This window comes from Acidithiobacillus acidisediminis (genome assembly GCF_023277115.1).
GTDB classification, from domain to species: domain Bacteria; phylum Pseudomonadota; class Gammaproteobacteria; order Acidithiobacillales; family Acidithiobacillaceae; genus Igneacidithiobacillus; species Igneacidithiobacillus acidisediminis.
This window is the reverse complement of record NZ_JALQCS010000001.1, coordinates 1,029,725-1,049,722: the sequence shown is the minus strand read 5'-3', so window position 1 is coordinate 1,049,722 and position 19,998 is coordinate 1,029,725. Positions and strand designations below refer to the sequence as shown.

25 protein-coding genes are annotated in these 19,998 nt (G+C 61.3%); 14 read left to right on the top strand and 11 right to left on the bottom strand.

All coding sequences use genetic code 11. From position 1 onward, the window contains the following. Nucleotides 1-17 precede the first annotated feature (17 nt). The 8 genes from M5D89_RS05410 to M5D89_RS05380 all read left to right on the top strand — a co-directional run bounded on the left by M5D89_RS05410 (nt 18) and on the right by M5D89_RS05380 (nt 4,816). Entirely contained in the window at nt 18-254 is a 237-nt protein-coding gene (locus M5D89_RS05410) for a hypothetical protein (protein WP_248884826.1), read from the top strand. 46 nt (nt 255-300) lie between these two features. Next, nucleotides 301-579: a type II toxin-antitoxin system PemK/MazF family toxin gene (locus M5D89_RS05405; RefSeq protein WP_248884825.1), complete on the top strand. Its 279-nt coding sequence runs from the start codon at nt 301-303 to the stop codon at nt 577-579. 385 nt (nt 580-964) lie between these two features. Further along, entirely contained in the window at nt 965-1,153 is a 189-nt protein-coding gene (locus tag M5D89_RS05400) for a PIN domain-containing protein (protein WP_248884824.1), read from the top strand. Between the two features lie 247 nt (nt 1,154-1,400). Next, nucleotides 1,401-1,664, top strand: coding sequence for a BrnT family toxin (locus M5D89_RS14415; protein ID WP_348550656.1), 264 nt, complete (start codon nt 1,401-1,403; stop codon nt 1,662-1,664). Then, complete coding sequence (gene brnA / locus M5D89_RS05395; protein ID WP_248884823.1) at nt 1,654-1,896, top strand: type II toxin-antitoxin system BrnA family antitoxin; 243 nt, start codon at nt 1,654-1,656, stop codon at nt 1,894-1,896. Before M5D89_RS14415 ends, brnA begins: the two co-directional genes overlap by 11 nt. Nucleotides 1,897-1,975: 79 nt before the next feature. Continuing rightward, nucleotides 1,976-3,166, top strand: a complete 1,191-nt coding sequence (locus M5D89_RS05390; protein ID WP_248884822.1) for a carbohydrate porin — start codon at nt 1,976-1,978, stop codon at nt 3,164-3,166. A 114-nt stretch (nt 3,167-3,280) separates the two neighbouring features. Next, on the top strand, nt 3,281-4,231 hold the full coding sequence (trxB, locus tag M5D89_RS05385; protein WP_248884821.1) for a thioredoxin-disulfide reductase: 951 nt from the start codon (nt 3,281-3,283) through the stop codon (nt 4,229-4,231). A 3-nt stretch (nt 4,232-4,234) separates the two neighbouring features. Continuing rightward, nucleotides 4,235-4,816 (top strand): Smr/MutS family protein, encoded by a 582-nt coding sequence (locus M5D89_RS05380; RefSeq protein WP_248884820.1) that lies wholly within the window; start codon nt 4,235-4,237, stop codon nt 4,814-4,816. Nucleotides 4,817-4,822: 6 nt separating this feature from the next. On the opposite strand, the gene M5D89_RS05375 is transcribed toward M5D89_RS05380, so the two are convergent. The 4 genes from M5D89_RS05375 to ispD form a co-directional block, all read right to left on the bottom strand. Then, entirely contained in the window at nt 4,823-5,263 is a 441-nt protein-coding gene (locus tag M5D89_RS05375) for a heavy metal-responsive transcriptional regulator (protein ID WP_248884819.1), read from the bottom strand. Between the two features lie 83 nt (nt 5,264-5,346). After that, nucleotides 5,347-6,408 (bottom strand): tRNA pseudouridine(13) synthase TruD, encoded by a 1,062-nt coding sequence (gene truD / locus M5D89_RS05370; RefSeq protein ID WP_248884818.1) that lies wholly within the window; start codon nt 6,406-6,408, stop codon nt 5,347-5,349. Then, nucleotides 6,401-6,880: a 2-C-methyl-D-erythritol 2,4-cyclodiphosphate synthase gene (gene ispF / locus M5D89_RS05365; protein WP_248884817.1), complete on the bottom strand. Its 480-nt coding sequence runs from the start codon at nt 6,878-6,880 to the stop codon at nt 6,401-6,403. Before ispF ends, truD begins: the two co-directional genes overlap by 8 nt. A 9-nt stretch (nt 6,881-6,889) precedes the next feature. Next, entirely contained in the window at nt 6,890-7,597 is a 708-nt protein-coding gene (gene ispD, locus M5D89_RS05360; RefSeq protein ID WP_248884816.1) for a 2-C-methyl-D-erythritol 4-phosphate cytidylyltransferase, read from the bottom strand. A gap of 113 nt (nt 7,598-7,710) precedes the next feature. Between ispD and mfd the strand changes: the two genes are divergently transcribed. The 4 genes from mfd (at nt 7,711) to gorA (ending at nt 14,513) form a co-directional block, all read left to right on the top strand. Next, nucleotides 7,711-11,160, top strand: a complete 3,450-nt coding sequence (mfd, locus tag M5D89_RS05355; RefSeq protein WP_248886439.1) for a transcription-repair coupling factor — start codon at nt 7,711-7,713, stop codon at nt 11,158-11,160. 2 nt (nt 11,161-11,162) lie between these two features. Further along, nucleotides 11,163-12,275 carry a phosphoserine phosphatase SerB gene (serB, locus tag M5D89_RS05350; RefSeq protein WP_248884815.1) on the top strand — a complete coding sequence of 371 codons (1,113 nt, stop codon included), beginning with the start codon at nt 11,163-11,165 and terminating at the stop codon, nt 12,273-12,275. A gap of 85 nt (nt 12,276-12,360) precedes the next feature. Beyond that, nucleotides 12,361-13,104: a glutathione peroxidase gene (locus M5D89_RS05345; protein ID WP_248884814.1), complete on the top strand. Its 744-nt coding sequence runs from the start codon at nt 12,361-12,363 to the stop codon at nt 13,102-13,104. Between the two features lie 50 nt (nt 13,105-13,154). Then, entirely contained in the window at nt 13,155-14,513 is a 1,359-nt protein-coding gene (gorA, locus tag M5D89_RS05340) for a glutathione-disulfide reductase (protein WP_248884813.1), read from the top strand. Nucleotides 14,514-14,549: 36 nt separating this feature from the next. Here gorA and M5D89_RS05335 read toward each other — a convergent pair whose 3' ends face one another. From M5D89_RS05335 to radC, 7 genes are all read right to left on the bottom strand, one after another. After that, complete coding sequence (locus M5D89_RS05335) at nt 14,550-15,389, bottom strand: S-methyl-5'-thioinosine phosphorylase (protein ID WP_248884812.1); 840 nt, start codon at nt 15,387-15,389, stop codon at nt 14,550-14,552. After that, on the bottom strand, nt 15,382-15,939 hold the full coding sequence (locus tag M5D89_RS05330) for a hypoxanthine-guanine phosphoribosyltransferase (RefSeq protein ID WP_248884811.1): 558 nt from the start codon (nt 15,937-15,939) through the stop codon (nt 15,382-15,384). Before M5D89_RS05330 ends, M5D89_RS05335 begins: the two co-directional genes overlap by 8 nt. 9 nt (nt 15,940-15,948) lie before the next feature. Beyond that, on the bottom strand, nt 15,949-16,326 hold the full coding sequence (locus M5D89_RS05325) for a DsrE family protein (protein ID WP_248884810.1): 378 nt from the start codon (nt 16,324-16,326) through the stop codon (nt 15,949-15,951). A gap of 96 nt (nt 16,327-16,422) precedes the next feature. Then, on the bottom strand, nt 16,423-16,788 hold the full coding sequence (locus M5D89_RS05320; RefSeq protein ID WP_248884809.1) for a YtxH domain-containing protein: 366 nt from the start codon (nt 16,786-16,788) through the stop codon (nt 16,423-16,425). A gap of 33 nt (nt 16,789-16,821) precedes the next feature. Then, on the bottom strand, nt 16,822-17,175 hold the full coding sequence (locus M5D89_RS05315; protein WP_248884808.1) for a hypothetical protein: 354 nt from the start codon (nt 17,173-17,175) through the stop codon (nt 16,822-16,824). Nucleotides 17,176-17,219: 44 nt separating this feature from the next. Next, complete coding sequence (locus tag M5D89_RS05310; RefSeq protein WP_248884807.1) at nt 17,220-17,603, bottom strand: diacylglycerol kinase; 384 nt, start codon at nt 17,601-17,603, stop codon at nt 17,220-17,222. Next, on the bottom strand, nt 17,600-18,274 hold the full coding sequence (radC, locus tag M5D89_RS05305) for a RadC family protein (RefSeq protein WP_248884806.1): 675 nt from the start codon (nt 18,272-18,274) through the stop codon (nt 17,600-17,602). The genes M5D89_RS05310 and radC overlap by 4 nt, the downstream gene beginning before the upstream one ends. A gap of 55 nt (nt 18,275-18,329) precedes the next feature. On the opposite strand from radC, the gene coaBC reads away from it, so the two are divergent. Both coaBC and dut read left to right on the top strand, forming a co-directional pair. Beyond that, nucleotides 18,330-19,550 carry a bifunctional phosphopantothenoylcysteine decarboxylase/phosphopantothenate--cysteine ligase CoaBC gene (gene coaBC / locus M5D89_RS05300; RefSeq protein ID WP_248884805.1) on the top strand — a complete coding sequence of 407 codons (1,221 nt, stop codon included), beginning with the start codon at nt 18,330-18,332 and terminating at the stop codon, nt 19,548-19,550. After that, on the top strand, nt 19,543-19,995 hold the full coding sequence (gene dut / locus M5D89_RS05295; RefSeq protein ID WP_248884804.1) for a dUTP diphosphatase: 453 nt from the start codon (nt 19,543-19,545) through the stop codon (nt 19,993-19,995). Before coaBC ends, dut begins: the two co-directional genes overlap by 8 nt. Nucleotides 19,996-19,998: the final 3 nt, after the last annotated feature.

Sequence of the window (19,998 nt, the reverse complement as noted above, 5' to 3'; positions counted from 1 at the left end):
AGTGATACCGTTGCAGTATGAAGGTTGCGATCTCTCTCCCAGACACGGTCTTCAATGCCGCTGAGCAACTTGCTCACCAGTTGAAGATGTCGCGCAGTCAGCTTTATGCCGAGGCGCTTTCGGCGTACCTGGGTTCTCGGGGAGCTACCGCTGTTACGGCCAAGCTGAACGCGGTCTATGGCTCAGAGTCCTCACAAGTGGACAGTGATTTAGCTCAGGCGCAGATTCAGTCCATCAGCCATGAAGCGTGGTGAGGTCTGGTGGGCATCCTTACCCGCGCCAGCGGGTTCCGGGCCGGGCATGCGTCGTCCGGTACTTGTCATTCAATCCAACCCGTTTAATGAGAGCCGTATTGCCACGGTCATCGTGGCAGTGGTCACGTCGAACCTCGCGCTGGCTGAAGCGCCGGGCAATGTCCGGATTGGCAAGTCAGACTCCGGCCTCTCCAAGCCATCCGTCGTCAATGTGTCTCAGTTGTTGACCATTGATCGCTCTTTTCTCACTGAGCGTGTGCGCGCCCTTCCGGGGCAGGCTATGCGCCAAGTTGAAGAGGGCTTGAGGCTGGTACTTGGCCTGTGACCCCCAACGACAAGTTCCAGGGGACGACTCTGCCATCGGCGGAGCCGCCCCTGAACTTGGACTTTAGGCATCAGAACCAAACTGCTCGGCGGTGTCCCCGCCAGTGAATGCCCAGCGCGCCAAGAGTGCTTGGGTCATTTGCGCGCCAGATCGGGGGCGGTGAAACCCGAAAGAGTCCGTTTGCCTGTCTTCAAAGGCCGCGGCGGCTTGGTGGTAGGGGTGGATCCACTAAGCAATAATTCCCTACTCAAGGCCCTGGACGATGGCGCCTGACGTCAACGTCTTGGGGGCGGCGTCGCGTACCGATTAACCGCATCATCTGACCGCGCGCAAATGGCTTGAAGAGTCACTGGGAAGCGCAAGCACGGGCGCACTTTTCACACTGATGCCCATAGTGCTCGCCAGCTTTCTGCGGCTGGTGACCAGTCCCAAGATCATCCAGGTGCCTACGCCCGTCGAAGATGCGGTTGCGTTCCTCGATGCGCTGCTCGCTTTGCCGTTTTCCGAGTTACCATGGTTCCGGCAGGCCACCATCGAGCAACTGACCAGTGTTGAATGCCTAAGCCCGGATTAGTTGTCTATGCAGTCTGGAGCCTGAGCATGTCGTCAAGGTGCTCTGTATGTGGACGCACGACGAGTAGCATGCGCGAAAAGGCACTGCCCTAGCCAGCAATGCAACGGGTGGAGGAAGATTTGCGCTTTGTGCTCGGGCTGTGGCGCCCCATCAACGCACGATGCTTGCCCGCTGATAGCCTGCATCCTTGCACGATTTTGGCCCTCCCAGCTTGCCTCCCCGTTAGTCATGGTATATTTTTTATACCATGATCACCTTTGAATTTGACGAGACGAAAAGTCAGGTCAATCTTCTTAAGCATGGCATCAGCTTTGACGATGCTCAGGTCTTATGGGATGACCCAAGACTTTTGGAGATTCCAGCAAAGACAGAGGATGAGCCGAGATACCTCGTGATTGGACTGATTCATGAAAAGCATTGGTCAGCCGTAATTACCTATAGAGGGACAAATATTCGAATCATTTCTGTTCGCCGCTCACGCACCGAGGAGGTTGCACTCTATGAAAGCTAAACTATTTGATGAGCAGTTTGACGAGGGAATGGATATTACCTCTGCGCTGGATTTATCCAAGGGCAGACGGGTAATGCAGGAGCAGAGGCGCGTTAATGTGGATTTCCCTACCTGGATGATTGAGTCACTGGATCGTGAGGCCGGAAGGCTTGGCGTAACGCGACAGTCCATTATCAAGGTGTGGCTTGCCGAGCGGCTGGAAAGTTTGCGCTCAAACTCCCATTCAAGTTGAAAATCAGCGGCCCGAAGACCCAGGGTGTCCTCCAGCATCGCTCCGCCAACTGTTCGCGAAAACCGCCAAAGGCCTGACCATGCCCAATGCATCGCGGATCACCGCACTACGCGCCGCCTCACTTTTTCTCTGCCTGCTCGGTAGCCATGACGCCTGGGCAACATCGAGTGGTCGTTCCATCCCCGAGATCGCCCATCAACCCTGGGAGCAGGGGCTCTCCCTCGTCAATCACCTGGATATGGAAAGCGTCTCGAACCTGAGCGGGGGCCTTGCTCAGGGCAGCACGGCGGCGGGGCTGTGGAAGGGCGCCTTGGCGCTGCACACGGGCAAGGCGGATTGGTGGCCGGGTGGGCTCTTCCTGGTGGAAGGCTTGGTGGCCAACAGTGGCAACCCCGATGGCCTGTATGTGGGCGATGTACAGGGGGTTTCCAACCTTACCACCGCCTACGCCCATGTAACCCGCTTGTATAAAGCCTATTATCGCCAGACCTTAGGCACTTACACAGCGCGCATCGGCCTCATCAATCCCAATGATTATTTCGATGATATCGGCGTGGCAGAGGAACTGTTTAACCCTTCTCAGGGCATTAATCCCATCATCTCCGGCAATATTGCCTATACCCCCACCTACCCGTACTCGAGCTTGGGGCTCATGGTCGCTCGCCATTGGGGCGGGACGACCATCCTGGCAGGGGTCTTTGGTGCCGATGGGGTGCATCCGTTCCGACGCCCCTGGGGGAGTGATGGGGTCATCAGCTATGGCGAAGTGGACGAGGCGCTGCCTCTTGGGCCAGGACAGCTTACCGTGAAGGCCGGAGGCTACTACAGCCAGGTGCACGGTCCCTATCTGAGTCAGGACATTGCCATCGGGGCTACGCCCAGCCAAGGCGGCTTCTATGGCGTTGGCGAGTACCGCTGGAAGAGCGCCGGGACAGATTGGGGGGCCTTTGTGCAGGCTGGCTCAGCCCCCAACACCGCCGCCGTGTCACCCATCCATACCTATTTGGGGGCCGGACTACGCCTGCGCCATTTTCTGCCCACCTCTCCGGGCAGCACCCTCAGCCTGGGCATGGCCCGTGCCTGGCAGCGCGATAGTGGTGCAGAAACCAGCTTGGAAATCAACTGGAAGCAGCCGCTTCTGTACGGGCTCTCTATTGCCCCGGACCTGCAATATATCGTCAACCCCGGCGCCAATGCCGCTAGCAGCAGGCTGCCCAACGCCCTGGTAGCCATCGTTCGTCTCAGTTGGCGCTACGCCCTGCGCGGTTGATCGGCGCGTAGCAAAGGGGCGTTCTCCGCCGTCGGACTCTGACAGGAGACTCTGACAGACGGGTAGGCAAGCTGCTATCCTAGACAACAGCCAAACTATTGCAGGAGCGCAGGGATGTCCGAAGCCAAACACAGTCGTCTGTTGATTCTCGGGTCCGGTCCGGCGGGCTACACGGCCGCCATCTATGCCGCCCGCGCCAATCTTCATCCGGTCTTGATCCAGGGCATGGAGCCCGGCGGTCAGCTCATGACCACCACAGACGTCGACAATTGGCCGGGTGCCGCCGATGGCGTCATGGGCCCGGATTTGATGGCGGAATTGGAAAAACAGGCACGCCGCTTCGATACGGAAATCGTCTTCGATCACATTCAGGAGGCAGACCTCCAGCAGCGGCCATTCCGCCTGCGTGGCGATCAGGCCACCTACACCTGTGACGCCTTGATCCTCGCCACGGGCGCCTCGGCCAAGTATCTGGGCCTGGAGAGCGAAACCCAGCTGCGCGGCAAGGGGGTCTCGGCCTGCGCCACCTGTGATGGGTTTTTCTATCGGAATCAGGATGTGGCCGTGGTGGGCGGTGGCAATACTGCCGTCGAAGAGGCCCTCTACCTCAGCAATATCGTCAAGACCGTGACGGTAGTGCATCGACGGGACAAGTTCCGCGCCGAAAAAATCCTGCAAGATAAGCTCTTTGCCAAGGAAAACGTCAAGATTCTGTGGAATCATGCGGTGGAAGAAGTGCTGGGGGACAAATCCGGGGTCACCGGTCTGCGCCTGCGCTCCACTACCGATGACAACACCCAGGACATCGCCCTGACGGGCGTGTTCATTGCCATTGGTCATCAACCCAACACCCAGCTCTTTCAAGGCCAATTGGAGATGGATGAGACGGGCTACCTGATCACCAAGGGCGGCCGCGAAGGCTTTGCCACCATGACCAGTCTAGAAGGCGTGTTTGCCGCGGGTGATGTGCAGGATCACGTCTACCGGCAGGCGGTGACCAGTGCCGGTACCGGCTGCATGGCAGCCCTCGACGCGGAGCGCTGGCTGGAGCAGGCCAGCGACTGATGCGTGCCACAGCGTCGCAAGCACTCGCAGCAGCAGGGGCCACTTGGGCCACTCCTGGGGGAAGAGGAGCGCGCTGAATTTCGTGCCGCTGTAGGGGATGTTCATCCCCTTGCGGCGCCTGCACCGCCTTCACGCCCGCCCCCCCCGCGACCGGTAGCACAATCTACCTTGGCCGACGATCTCGCGGTGCTCGCTGATCTCGCCAGGGGCCATGAGGAGGAAAGCGATTGGTGGACCGGGGACGAGTGGATCTATTTGCGCCCTGGCCTGCCAGAAAGGCGGCTGCGCGATCTTCGCCGCGGCAAGATCCGTATTCAGGCCGATCTCGATCTGCACGGATTGCGAGCGGACGAGGCCCGTGCGGCGGTTGGCGGATTCCTGCTGGAGGCGCGCCGCCAGCGCTGGACCTGTGTACGGATCGTGCATGGCAAAGGCTATGGTTCCCCGGGCCAGGTACCCGTGCTGAAGCGCCTGGTTGGGCACTGGCTGCAGCGCCACCGCGAAGTGCTGGCGTTTGCCCCGGCCCGCCCCACCGAAGGGGGCTCGGGGGCTCTGCGCGTCCTGCTCGGCGAGCCGCGCGACTAGCTGGGCTTAGCGCGCTTGCGCTTGGAGCACAGCGGTGTCGTTCTCCACGCCCGCAAGGGAGGCAAGAATCGGGCAACCCTCGACCGAGCCGTGCCCAGGACAACGCTCACTGACACGCTGTAAAGCTGAGCGCATGCGCTGCAAGTCGGCGATCTTTTCCTCGATATCCACAATCTTGCCTTCGGCAATTTGCTTCACCGCGCCCATGTCGTTCTCCGGCCGGCCGCTGATGTCGAGCAATTCCTTCACCTCCGCGAGGGAAAAGCCCAGGTTCTGCGCCCGGCGGATAAAACGCAGGCGCGCCTCCGCCTCATCGTCATAGAGACGATAGTTGGATTGTGTACGCTGTATCGGCTGAATCAGGCCGATTCGTTCATAATAGCGCAGGGTCTCGGCTGCCAGCCCCGCCTCGCGCGCCAAACGCCCAATGGTCACGTGGTTTTTCATAGTCTCCCTTCCCAGCAGATCATTCTACATTTCGGTAGTAGTTTATCGTAAAGTATGTACTTATTCGGAACAAGGGCTTTGGATCACGAAACGATCTCGACCCCCATCGCCTCGAGCAGGACGGTGGCGTAGGAACCTTGGGGCAGAAAAAACTCCAACACCATCTCCCTCTCCTGGGCCTCCTGCACAACGACCTCCTCGGGGCGACAGCGCAAGGCGCGACGGGCGGCGTCCAACCCCTGCGCCGCCAAGGCTTCGGCCCAGGCGCTACCGTTGCCCGGAGAATCCTCGGTACCCGACCAAGCGTCCAAAACCTGCTGCTCCAGCTCGGCGGCCTGCCCCTGCGGCTGACTGCCACCCCGACCCGGTAACGGCCCGGTAGGATGCAGATCCCAGGCATCGGCACGTTCCTGCAAAGACGCCAGCTCCTCCGCCTGGGCAAGAAACTGACTATGGGTTCCCGCCAGCTGGACCAACTCCCCCGGCAGGATCTGTGTCCAGTCGCCGCGGCATACCCGCTCCGTCAACACAAGATTGAACAATGCGGATCGCGCCGCAGACCAGAACAATGCGCGCAGATGATGGGGCATACGCCCGCGGCGGCCGCTTCGGAGCATCCTCCCCGCCGCCTGCAAATTGTCGCGACCAAAGCGTTGTGACCCAAAATAATTGGGGAAGCCCTGACGCTGGAGTAGCGTGAATGCGGCCTCCCAATGCGAGGGATCCCCGGCGCCCTGCAGATGCACGCGAAAGCGATTGCCACGATGGACGCCGCGGCGCAGTTTTCGCCGATGGCGACTGACGGCGAGCAGAGACACGCCACGGTCATCAAACCGCGCCCAATCCGGCTCTGGCTGACCCAGCAGGGGGATGGTGAACGCTTGCCGCGTAGTGGCGTGATAATCCTTCAAGCCGGCATAGCCCACGTCCCGTGCCGCAACACCCGCAAAACGCGCCAGCAGACGTGCCACTTCTTCGGTATTCCGCTGCGTTTTCTCTACCCAGAGCCAAGCATGGTCTCCCTCCCCATCGGCGGCAAAGGGAAGGACTTCTTCGACGAAAAAATGGCTCGGAGAGGGGTGGAACCGGGCCGAGGGGCGTTCTAGCCCAAGCGGCGGGTAAAGGCGTTCCGGTAGCTCAGCCACGTTGCACGAGGCAGATGGCTTGCGCGGCGATACCTTCCCCCCGACCGGCAAAGCCCAGCTGTTCCGTTGTCGTCGCCTTGACACTCATAGCGGCAATGGGGAGTTCCAGATCGGCAGCCAGGTATTCGCGCATTTGCGGAATATGGGGGGCCAATTTGGGCCGCTGACAAATCAGGGTGCTATCGACATTCGCAATCCGATACCCCTGCTTGCCCACGAGTGTCCGACAATGGCGCAACAAGACGCGGGAATCGGCACCGGCGTAGCGCGGATCGGTATCGGGAAAATGCTTGCCAATGTCGCCCAGGGCCAAAGCGCCCAACAGGGCGTCGCAAATGGCATGGATGAGGACATCGGCATCGGAGTGTCCTGCCAGACCCAGGGCGTAAGGCACCTCTACGCCACCAAGGATCAAGGGGCGGTCCGCCACCAAGGCATGCACATCAAAACCCTGTCCAATGCGAAAATCCATGCTCTTCTCCTATGCCTTGCGGACGGCGAGGATGGCCTCGGCCAGGGGCAGATCCTCAGGGTAGGTGATCTTGATGTTGTCGGCATGCCCCAGCACTAGGCGCGGGCGCCAGCCGCGGCGTTCCAGGGCCGAGGCTTCGTCGGTGATGGTTATGGCCTGCTGTCGCGCCGCATCGAGGGCCTCGAGCAGGGCACCGATGGGGAAGGCCTGGGGGGTGAGCGCGCGCCAGAGCTGGCGCCGATCCACTGTCGCCACCGCGTGATCACCCTCTGCCCGCTTCAAGGTATCCGCCACCGGCACGGCCAGCAAAGCCCCTTGACTCGCTGTTGGCAGGGCATCTAGGAGGGCGTGCAGATCGGCCCGTTGCAAACAGGGGCGTGCGGCATCGTGGACCAGAACCCAATCGGCAGGCAGCGCGCCCTGTTCGAGTAAGGCGAGCAAGCCATTGCGCACGGAGTCCTGGCGCTCCGCGCCGCCAACGACGGGAGGCAAGAAGGTCTCGCTTTGCGCCCCGAGCAACTCGTGCCACGCCCCCGTTGCCAGATCGTCACCGGGCAAAACGAGCTGCACGCCGCGAATACGGGCTTCGCCCAAGAAAGGCTGCAGGGCATGCGCCAAGACCGGGCGCCCCTGTAGCTGCAAATATTGCTTGGCAACTGCCCCACCAAAGCGCTGCCCGCGGCCACCGGCAGGGATCAACGCCCAAACTTGCTCCATAGTCTTTCTCCTGGCTGCTGCCAGAGCATACCTGAGTCGTCTCGACTTTTGCAGTTTTCTTCGCCCCTGCATAGACTGTGCGCTTCCGCAATCAAGGATCTCACATCTTGCTGATGGATTGGCTCGGGTCACTGGTCCCACAACCCGGAAAAACAACGGCTCTCCCTTCCACTCCCGGCGCTGCCCAGACGCTGCTGCTTGCAGCGCTACAGCGCCAGTGGCAGCGCCCAATACTCTTGCTCGTTGGCGCGAGTCGAGAGATTGAAGAATGGCAGCGCGAATGGCAGTTTTTTGCGGCGGATTTGCCCAGCCCCCTGGTCTTTCCTGACCGTGAGGTGCTGCCCTACGATCGGATGAATCCACCGGCGGAGATCAGTACCGCGCGGCTAGCTGCCCTGGCGAGCATGCCGCAATGGCGCAGTTTGATCATCGCCCCCATGGCCGCTGCCTTGCAGCTCCTCCCCCCCCCGAGTCACCTCGACCGCCACGCCCTGTGGTTGCACGTTGGGGCAAGCCTGGACTTGGACAGCTTCCGGCAACGCGCCATCGACGCCGGCTACCAAACTGTCAGCGAGGTATCGGAGGCGGGGGAAATTGCCTGGCGTGGCGGCATCATCGATATTTTTCCCAGTGGCAGCCCCCTCCCCTACCGCATTGAATTATTTGGTGACAGCATCGACAGCATCCGCGCCTTCGATCCAGAGTCGCAACGCAGCCTGGATAAGGTAGAGCGGGTCGAATTGCTCCCGGCGCGGGAAATCCCCACCTCCCATGAGGATCTACAACGCTTTCGCGCCCAGTTCCGCGCCCGTTTCAGTGGTGACCCGCAGCAGGCGGAGGTCTATCGTGCGGCCAGCCGCAATCAGGTCCCGGCCGGTGCGGAACAATATCTCCCCCTGTTCTACGAGGCCTGTGGAGACCTCAGCCATTACCTGCCGCGCGATACCATCGTCGTGCAGAGTAGCGGACTCCTCGCGGCGACCCAGCGCTTGCGCGAGGATTGGGCGGAGCGTTTTGCGGAACGCTCCAGCGATCGGACCCATCCCATCCTGGGTCCGGATGAGCTGCTGCTGGATGCGCAGAGCTGGCAGGAGCGCATGGCGGCCTATCCGCAGATCGTGCTCCAGGACCAGGCAGAAGGAGGCGCCCAGGGTTTCTTGGCACCTCCCTCCTTGCAGGGCAGCAACGAAAATCCCCTGCGCGGACTCGAACGGTTTTTGCAGGACTTGCCGGCGGAGGCGCGGGTGGTGGTCGCGGCGGAGTCTGCGGGACGCGCCGAGGCCTTGGGCGAGCATTTGCAGCGGCTCGGTTTTGTGCACCAGCGGATACGAGACTGGTCAGAGCTCCGTAGTGGCGAAGCACGAGTGCGCCTCGCCGTGGCACCCCTAGAGCGTGGCCTGCTGCATAGCCAGCGCGGACGCATCGACCTGGCGCTGATTTCCGAGGCGCAGATCTTTGGGGATCGGGTCTTCGCCCAGCGCCGTGGCGGTCGCGCGCGACAGCGCAGCATGGAGAATCTGCTCCGCGATCTGGGCGAACTGCAGCCTGGCGACGTCGTCGTGCACGAGGATTATGGCGTCGGTCGATTCCTGGCCTTGGACACCCCCTTTGCGGCGCAAGGGGACGTGAACGAATACATGAGCATTGCCTACGCCGGGGATGCCAAGGTTTACGTCCCCGTCGAGCAACTCGATCGCGTCAGTCGCTTTGTTGGCAATTCCGAGGAGGTGGAATTATCCCGCCTGGGCAACAGCCGCTGGAGCAAGGCCAAGGCCAAGGCACGGCAAAAGGCTATCGATGCCGCCAGTGAACTACTGGATCTCTACGCCCGCCGCGCCGCCCATGCCGGTCGCGCCTTTCCCGCACCCGATGACGCTTATTGGGATTTCGTCTCCCGCTTTCCCTTTGAGGAAACGCCAGATCAGCAGGCCGCCATCGATGCGGTACTGAGTGATCTACAGCGTCCGCACCCCATGGATCGATTGGTCTGTGGTGATGTTGGCTTCGGCAAGACGGAGGTTGCCTTGCGCGCCGCATTCCTGGTCGCCCATGCCGGCGCACAGGTGGCGGTACTCGTACCCACCACCCTCCTCGCCCAGCAACACTTCGAGAACTTTCGCGACCGCTTTGCCGGTCTGCCCATTCGCGTTGCCGTGCTCTCGCGCTTTCAGAAGGGCAAGGAGCGTAGCGCCATCCTGGAAGACAGCGCGGCGGGAAAGATTCAGATCCTCATTGGCACCCATCGTCTCCTCCAGGGCGACGTACGGTTTGCCGACCTGGGGCTCTTGATCCTCGATGAAGAACATCGTTTTGGCGTGCGCCACAAGGAAAAGATCAAGGCCCTGCGCAGCGCGGTGGATGTCCTGACCCTGACTGCCACGCCCATTCCCCGCACCCTGAATCTGTCTCTGGCCGGTCTGCGCGACCTGTCGCTGATCGCCACACCGCCGCAGCGGCGCCAGCCGGTGCGTACCTTCGTACAGGAATTTGCCGAGGAAATCACCCGCGAGGCCTGTCAGCGCGAGCTCCATCGCGGCGGACAGATTTATTATCTGCACAATGAGGTTCGCGACATCGAGCGTAGTGCCAAGATCCTGCAACGACTGCTTCCCGAGGCGCGCATCCGTATCGCCCACGGACAGATGGCGGAGGCGGAGCTCGAAGCGGTGATGCTAGATTTTTATCACCAGCGCTTCGATCTGCTGCTCTGTACCACCATCATCGAGTCGGGTATCGACAATCCGCACGCCAATACCATGCTCATCGATCGCGCCGACCGCTTTGGTCTGGCCCAGTTGCACCAGTTGCGCGGGCGCGTGGGCCGCGGGCATCAGCGCGCATACTGTTACCTCTTCACCCCCGATCCTCGGGCGATGACCGACGACGCCAAGCGTCGTCTCGATGCCATCCAGTCCCTGGAAGAGCTGGGGGTAGGATTTGCTCTTGCGAGCCATGACCTGGAGATTCGCGGCGCGGGTGAGCTTCTGGGTGATGCCCAAAGTGGCCACATGGATGAAGTAGGCTTTACCCTCTTCATGGAATGGCTGAATGATGCCGTAGCGGCCATCCGCGCTGGCAAGGACCCCCACAGCTTGGCGGAGAAGCAGGCGGAAGGCCCGCAAATCCATCTCAATACCCCAGCACTCATTCCCGCCGACTATCTACCCGACGTGCAGTTACGGCTGCAGCTGTACAAGCGTCTTGCCAATCTGCGTCAGGTGGTGGGGATCGGCGAGATCCTGGTGGAAATGGTAGACCGCTTTGGTCCGGTTCCCGATGCTGTGCGGACCCTGCTCTGTCAGACCCATCTACGCATCATCGCTGCGCAGCTCGGCATTGCCGCCATCGATGCGGGCCCCCAAGGTGCCCGTCTGACCTTGGCGCAACAACATCATCTGCCAGTCGAACGCCTGATCGCCAAGATTCAAAAGGAATCCCAGACCTATCAGTTGGAGGGGCAGGATCGCTTGCGCATTCGTCGTGATTTTCCTGCCGGGCAGCAGCGTTGCGAAGCCCTGCTTGCCGTGATTGATGACCTTTCCGCCCGCAGTACCAGGGAGTGACTATGCCGGCTACCCGTCTTGCCATCCTCAGCCCCGCGGCCCAAGGGCGCATGCCCTTGCCTGCCAGCATGGGGCAAATTGTCAGCGGCGAAATCGAACAACGGGAGATCCTTGGCACCTGGTTGCAGACCTGGCGCCTGCCGGCAGATTTCGCCGCCCTGCACCCCTTCCTCGAAGAACTGGCGCGGCAGGGGGTGGCACAGGAGCGGGAGGTCCTCTGGGGACCGGCAGCAGAGGCGGAAGAGCCTCTGCGCCTGGTCTTGCGTGGCAAGCTAGGCGCCGTTGCCTTGCGTCGCGCGCTGACCGGCCTGCAATTGCGCGGCTTCCTACCAGGGCGTGTACAGCTTGCCCAGGGTAATGCACTCGTCCTGGAAATCTGGGGGGGATCCGGAACCCTGGCCCTCAGCAATCACGAGCTGATCGAAGCACTCGAAGCACTCCCCGTCGACGTAGCTCTGACCCCAAATTGGGAGAGTGGCCAGTTTCGTTTATTGATCAGCGACATGGACTCTACCCTCATTGCGATCGAATGCATTGATGAACTCGGCGCACATCTCGGACTGAAAAATAAGATCGCCGCCATCACCGAGCGCTCCATGTCCGGCGAGCTGGATTTTCGCAGCTCCCTGAAGGAGCGGGTACGCCTGCTGGCCGGCACACCGGTGACCGCCATCGATGCCGTGATTCGGGAACGACTGCAGTTCAGTCCGGGCGCCCGCGAACTGGTCGCCGCGGCAAAGCGCGCCGGCATGGAGACCGCCGTGGTTTCCGGCGGCTTCACCCAGTTTACCCGCCATGTGCAAGAGGCGTTAGACTTGGATTACGCCTTCGCCAATCAACTCGATATTCGCGACGGCAAGATCACCGGCGAGGTCATCGGCGATATCATCGATGCCAATGCCAAGGCCGATATCCTCGACCTGCTCGCCATAGCGGCGGGCACCGACGCCAGCCACTGTGTAGCTATCGGCGACGGCGCCAACGATCTGCCCATGATCCGCAAGGCCGGTGTCGGTATCGCGTATCACGCCAAGGCGACGGTGCGTGCCCAAGCCAATTACCAGATTCGTCAGGGTGGGCTGGAAGTGGCGGCAAGTTTTCTCGGCATCGCCTGAGCAGTAGGACTGTGCTTGCGCATTTTTTAGACAATGTCTAAACTAAGGCATCATCAATGTTGATGATGCCAGAAAGGACAACGCTATGAAACTCTCCAATATGGAAGGAAAGGCCGTACCCCAAGTCACGTTTCGCACCCGCGAGAACAACCAATGGAAGGACGTCAGCACGAAAGAACTGTTTGCCGGCAAGACCGTCGTGGTCTTCTCCCTGCCGGGGGCCTTTACCCCAACCTGCTCTTCCAGCCATCTGCCACGTTACAACGAACTCGCACCCGTGCTACGGGAAAATGGAGTCGACAGCATTCTGTGTGTCTCTGTGAATGATGCTTTCGTTATGGAAGCCTGGGCAAAGGAGCTGGCGGTGGAGAACGTGCGCCTGATTCCCGATGGCAATGCCGAGTTTACTGCTGGGATGGGCATGTTGGTGGACAAGGCTGACCTGGGTTTTGGTCGCCGCTCCTGGCGTTACTCGATGCTGGTGAAGGATGGTGTGGTCGAGAAGATGTTCATCGAGCCCGACAAGCCCGGTGACCCCTTCGAGGTCTCCGACGCTGACACCATGCTACGCTACATCAATCCCAACGCCAGAGATCCGGAGTTCATTACCCTGTTCACCCGGGAAGGCTGTCCGCATTGCGCCCGCGCCAAGGCCCTGCTGCAAGAACGCAATCTTCCCTATGAAGAGGTCCATACCGGCATGGGTACAGGGATCAGTTCGCGCACGGTACGTGCGGTCAGTGGGCGCTCCACCGTGCCGCAGGTCTTCATTGGCGGCAAACATATTGGTGGTGCCGATGATCTCGCCAAGCATCTTGCAGGCCACTGAAAACCTTCCACTGTGGCGGTGCCATACCGGCACCGCCGGGAGACAGACCGATGATCGCAACCCAAGATTTTGATCTGATTGTCATTGGCGGCGGCAGCGGGGGTATTGCCAGCGCCAATCGCGCCGCCTCCTACGGCGCACGCGTCGCGCTGGTGGCGAAAGGACCGCTCGGTGGTACCTGTGTCAACGTCGGCTGCGTGCCCAAGAAACTCTTCTGGAATGCTGCCAATCTGGCGGCGAGCCATGAGCTGGCCCAAGGCTATGGTTTTGCCGGAGATGCCTGGGATTTCTCCTGGGCGCAACTGAAAGAGCGACGAGATGCCTACATCCAGCGCCTCAATGGCCGCTATGCCGAGGGCTTGCAGCACAATCAGGTGCAGCTTTTTCGCGGACACGGACGCCTGCTAGGCGCCAAGCAAGTCAGCGTGGATAGCGAAACCGTACTCCGCGCGCCGAAGATTCTATTGGCCACCGGCGGAGCGCCCATCTGGCCGGAAATTCCCGGCGCGGAACTTGGGCTCGACTCCGACGGCTTCTTTGCCCTGGAGCAACAGCCGCGCAGAGTGGCCGTGGTTGGCGCTGGATATATCGCCGTGGAGCTTGCCGGCGTATTTCGCGCCCTGGGCAGTGACGTGTCGTTGGTGATGCGCCGCAATCACTTTCTCCATGGCTTCGAGCCCATGCTGCGCGAGCATCTCATGGAATCCATGCAGGGGCAGGGTATCAACCTCCTTGCCCAGCGCCAGGTCGCCCGTCTGATCCGAGACGAAAACGATCTGCGTCTGGATTTCGCCCAGGGCGACTTCCTCGGCGGTCTCGATGCGGTGATCTGGGCTATCGGCCGCCGCCCCCAGACCAACGACCTCGGACTCGACCTAGTCGGGCTGGAAAGAGATACCGACGGCTATATTGCCGTCGACCAGTATCAGAATACCGCCGTCGAGGATATCTATGCGCTGGGCGACATTACCCGTGCCCCTGCCCTGACGCCCGTCGCCATTGCCGCGGGACGACGCCTGGCGGACCGCCTTTTTGGGGGACAGACCGAGCGTCATCTGGACAGTAAGCTCACGCCCACCGTCATCTTCAGTCATCCGCCCATCGCTACCGTGGGACTCAGCGAGATCGAAGCGCGGGAGCAGTACGGAGATGAGCAGGTGAAGTGCTACCAGAGCCGTTTCGTCCCACTACTGCGCGCCTTTCAGACAGAACCAGAACGCACGGCCATGAAACTGATCACGGTCGGTCATGACGAACGCATCGTTGGCCTGCATGCCATTGGCGATGGCGTGGATGAAATGCTGCAGGGCTTCGCCGTGGCGATCCGGATGGGGGCACGCAAGCGGGACTTTGATGACACCATCGCTATCCACCCCACCAGTGCAGAAGAGTTGGTGACGATGCGCTGAGTCGGCGCGCCCGAACGGGGCGGCGCCGATCCCCCTTCAGTATTGTGCGCTCGCCTTAGCCAGCGGCGCTCTGTGCAAGGCCTTGGCCGCCTCGGGGCCTACGGCTGTAGTGCAATTGCAAGGAGGGCAGTCCTGCAGGAGCGGGACCGCCGCTGCCAGCACACTGCGCACCCGCACCATGCCCTCATGCATCACCGCGTCGATTCCCGCCATAGTGATCGGTTTAGCCGATTTGCCGGCAGCGGGGTTCACGACCAGCGACAAGGGGGCATAACAAAGCCCGATCTCGCGCGCGAGCACGGCTTCAGGACAGCCAGTCATGCCGACCACATCGCCACCATCACGCTCGATGCGAAGGATCTCTGCCGCAGTCTCCAAACGCGGCCCCTGCGTGGCAGCATAGGTACCGCCGTCATGGAGGGCAATGCCGGCGGTCGCGGCGCCCTGCCGCAAACGCGCGCGGACATTTGCACAATAGGGCGCAGAGAAATCGATATGGATCACCTGCTGCGCCTCCCCTCCCTCGAAGAAGGTGCTCGGTCGGCCATGGGTGTAGTCGATCAGCTGATCCGGGGCCAGCAAGACGCCAGACTGCATGGCTGCAGTGATCCCGCCTACGGCCGTCACTGCAATCACATGACTGACACCGACGTGGTGCAGAGCCCAAATATTGGCACGGTAGTTGACTCGATGCGGTGGAATGGTGTGGCCATAACCATGGCGGGCGAGGAAGACCACCTCCTGACCATTGAGTACACCAAAAGTGAGCGGACCAGACGCCTCACCAAAAGGGGTGCGAATGATCCGGCGGTGACGAATCTGCAGATTTTTCAGTTTGGTGAGTCCGCTGCCGCCGATAATACCGACGCTACCCATGGGCGTCCTCCTCGATCAGAGCAAAGATCCCTGGGGCATTGCGTCCCAGGCCGCGGGCATCCAGTCCAAAGCCAAAGACAAAGCGATCCGGAACCTCGAGGCCGACGTAATCCACCGGCACTTCCCGTGCACGTTCACGCTCCTTGCGCACCATCACTGCCGTATGCACCGCCGCCGCCCCTTGGCTAAGGCAGTAGTCCTGCAACGCAAGCAAGGTCACGCCCTCATCCAGGATGTCATCGACAATGAGCACCGTGGCATCCAGGAGATTTTCCCGCGGCGTCAAACGCCACAGCAGGTCGCCTCCACGCGTCTTGTCGCCATAGCGGCTCACCTGCACACAATCGAGGTGCAGAGGAAAATGCAGCAGAGGAAGCAGTTGGCCGACGATCACAATGGCACCGGAAAGCACCGTGAGTACCACGACCGGCCGGTGCGGCACCAAGGGTTCGAGGTCGGCATTAATAGCAACGGCCATCCGTTGGATGGCCGCGTGAACCGCCTCCGCGCTGAACAACTGCTCAGCGGGGCCCAGATGGGTCGGCGTCATGATCTCAACTTAGTAGGTGAAGGTGACGACATCGTCGTCCATGGCCTGCTCGATAACATAAGCGCCACCGACCACGTCAGACACCTCGGGGATCAGGTCTTCCTTGGTGCAATCCCAAAGTTCCAGGGTGGGGGTGCAGACGAAGAATTTCACACCAGCCTCGTGGGCATCCTTGATGAAGTCATGCACACTCTTGGGGCTACCCGGCATGACGTGCATGTTCTCGGCCACACCCTTCTTGGCCAGTTCACCGGCACGAGCGGTCAGAACGACCTCGACCTCAAAGTCCATCGCCGCCGCGACTGTAGCCTGGAAGAAAGGCGCACCCAGCTCCTGCGGGTTGGAAGGATCGGTGTTGACCATAACCATCAGCAATTTATCAGCCATTGTACTACTCCTTGACAGAAGACTGGCGGTATCTTAGCGACGCTGAGCGCCCCTTGCACCATGATTTGATTGATTACCGCATAAAAAACTGCACGATCAATCCACGGAATCCTCAACTTCCTCTTCGAGCCGGCGCTCGCGGCGGGATCGCAACATGATCTCGCGCTCTTCCGCCAAAGCGCGTTTGGCTACCTGGATGGCCTCTTGCAGGTCTTGCCGCTTCGCCTCCATCAGCTCCCCACCAGCGGCCAGCAGCTGCTGACTTTTCTCCTGAATCTCGTCGAGCAGGCGAACGATACGTTCTTCCGCCAAGGTTTCCAGCTCCCGCAATTGCTCTTTACCCTGCTGCATGCGGCGCCGCAAGTCGCCGCGCGTCTCTGCGCCACTGGCAGGCGCCAACAAAACCCCAGCCGCCGCTCCCACCAAAACACCCATCACAAACCCTGTCGCTGAATTTTTCATCTGCACCTCCACTCGGTTGCGAAAACGGGGAACCTACCGACGCCGGACGAAATAACGCCATCCTGCGCGCAACGCCCGCACCCAAAGTCCAAATTCCTGCACCGGCAGGGTGAGGGTATCAATGCTGTCGCGTAGCTCCCGATCGACATAACGTAGGGTAGCTTCCACGCGCTGCATCTCCTTCCCCCCACTGCGCACGATTTTCTGCAGCTCACCGAGCAACACCTTGACGTCGAAGAGCAATGGCGCCATGTCCTGCTCGACTCGCGCAAGAACGCGCTCCAAGCGCAGAAAGGTACGGACGACAACCCCAGCGACCGCCGCCAAGATCAATAACGCGATGACCGCCACAATGGCAATGATGGTCAGAGAGGTGTTGATACCCATACCTTGCGTCGTCCCCAAAAAACTTTCTCTTCACTATAAACGGATCAGGTAGTAGGCGCAAAACCGCCCGCCCCGTGGAAGTAGGCCCAAAGCAAACAAAGGGCGAGCAAAATTGCTGCGACACTGAGCACGAAAACGGCCGCAGCCCCAAGGTCCTTGGCCCGTCCGATCAAGGGATCCAGCTCTGGATTGACCCGGTCAGCCAGGGTTTCGATGGCGGTATTCAGCAATTCCGTGGCGAGGATCGCGGCCATCAGCAAGATCAACAGCGCCCACCAGAACACCGGCGCCTGGGTAAAAACCAGCAATGCGATCCCCAGCAAGACCGCGCCGAGTTCTGTACGAAAGCTCGCCTCGGCGCGAATGGCGCGGGTCAGACCCGCCAGGGCATAGCGCCCACGCTGCCAAAGCGCCGCATTTTTCGTCACCAGCCCCCGGCCTCGCGCAGGGATAAGGGCTCGCCATCGCCAATGATGAAATGATCGAGGAGACGGAGTTCGAGCAGTGTTAAGGCTTCCTCCAGGCGGCGCGTAAGCTGACGATCGGCCACACTCGGCTCCGCCACCCCCGAGGGATGATTGTGGGCAACGATCAGCGCCGCAGCATTGAGTTCCAGCGCCCGTTTGACGACCTCGCGGATATGGACACTGGTACTGTCGATAGTACCCTGGAACATTTCCTCAAAACGCAGTACGCGGTGCCGTTGATCGAGGAAGAGCACGGCAAAGACCTCCCGCCCCCGGTCGCGCAGCGTGGAACGCAGGTATTCCGCCACGCGGCGGGGCGAGTCCAGCGCGTCACCGCGACTCCAGCCCTCTGCGAGATGACGACGCGCCATTTCCAGGACGGCCTGCAACTGCGCGAATTTGGCATTACCCAAACCGTGCTCCGCACAAAAGACCGATTGCCGCGCCGTCAACAGCCCGCGCAAGCCGCCAAAACGCTGCAGCAGATCGCGCGCCAATTCGACGGCACTTTTTCCGCGCACGCCTACCCGCAAAAAGATGGCCAACAATTCCGCATCGGACAGACTCTCCGCCCCCTTTGCCAACAAACGCTCCCGCGGCCGTTCCGCTGCGGGCCAATCGGAAATAGCCATATGCTCCCTCTTTTTCGTATTCTACGCTCTGAATTGTACTGCAAAGCGAAGCAGCATGGACCCACTCGCGGGCAAAAAGATCCTTCTCCTCATTGGCGGCAGCATTGCCGCGTACAAGACGCCGGAGCTGGTGCGTCAATTGCGCCAGTGCGGGGCGGAACTGCGCATTGCCCTCAGCCAACACGCCGGCGACTTTGTCGCGCCTCTGGCACTGCAGGCCGTGAGCGGACAACCGGTGCGGCAGTCGCTCTTCTCTCCCAGTGAGGAGGCGGCAATGGATCACATCGCCCTGGCGCGCTGGGCGGATGCGGTGCTCTATGCCCCGATTTCGGCGAATGGCCTGGCGCGTCTAGCACTCGGGCTGGCTGACGATCTACCCAGCACCATCGCCTTGGCCAATCGTGCGCCCCTGTTTCTGGCTCCGGCCATGAATACCGCCATGTGGGAACACCCCGCCACCCAGCGTCATGTGCGGCAGTTGCTGGAGGATGGGGCGACGATTCTCGGTCCGGATCGTGGTGATCTGGCTTGCGGCGAGACCGGCGCCGGGCGTCTTCTGGATCTGCCGGATATCGTCGATCAGCTGCGCCTTGCCTTGGCCCCTCATCCCTGGGCAGGCTGGCGCGTATTGGTCAGCGCTGGGCCCACCTGGGAGGCCTGGGACCCGGTGCGTGGTCTGAGCAATCGGGCGAGCGGCAAGCAAGGCTATGCCCTGGCCCAAGCAGCCGCCGAGCTAGGGGCCACGGTCATTCTGGTGAGCGGCCCCACCGCCCTGCCCTGCCCGACGGGTGTGCAGCGGATCAGGGTCGATTCCGCGCGGGAGATGCTGGCCGCCTGCGAGCAGGTGGTGATGACCAGCCCCGTGGATCTCTTCATCGCCAACGCGGCGGTCGCCGATCATCGTCCTGCCGAGACCTTGGCCGAGAAACAGGGCAAGACCACCCTCCCCGACCAACTCGCCCTGCTACCCAATCCCGACATCGTCCACACCCTCGCCCACTCGCCCCATCGGCCCCGCCATATTCTCGCCTTTGCCGCCGAGACCCATGGGGACGGCGTCAGGGCCGTGACCAAGCTCTACGCCAAAGGGGCCGATCTGGCTGCCGTCAATGACTTGCGGGCAGGGGCCATGGGCGGTGACGACAATGCCTGCAGCCTGCACGGAGGAGATCGTCAGGTGCTGCTGGAAAGCGGTCCCAAGCTCGACCTGGCTCGGCGACTCATGCATCATCTGGTCACCTGGCTGGAACCCTCGGGAGCCCAAACACATGAATAGCCTCCAGATCCGCATCCTGGATCATCGCCTGGGTCAGGAATGGCCCTTGCCCCATTACGCCAGCGCTGCAGCCGCCGGCATGGACCTGCGCGCCTGTATCGACGCCCCCCTGGAGCTTGCGCCCGGCGAGGCCAGCCTGATCTCGGCGGGCTTTGCCATGCACATTGGCGACCCCGGGGTCACTGCCCTGCTCCTGCCCCGTTCAGGCTTGGGGCACAAGGGCTTGGTCTTAGGCAATCTGGTGGGCTTGATCGATGCCGACTACCAAGGACCCCTCAAGGTCTCGCTCTGGAATCGGGGCACTGCGCCCTTCCAGATTGTTGTGGGAGAGCGCATCGCCCAGATGATCCTGGTGCCAGTCTTCCGCCCTGCAATCCAGGTGGTGGAGCAATTCGTGGCCTCGCAACGGGGTGAGGGTGGTTTTGGCAGTACCGGGAAACACTGAGGA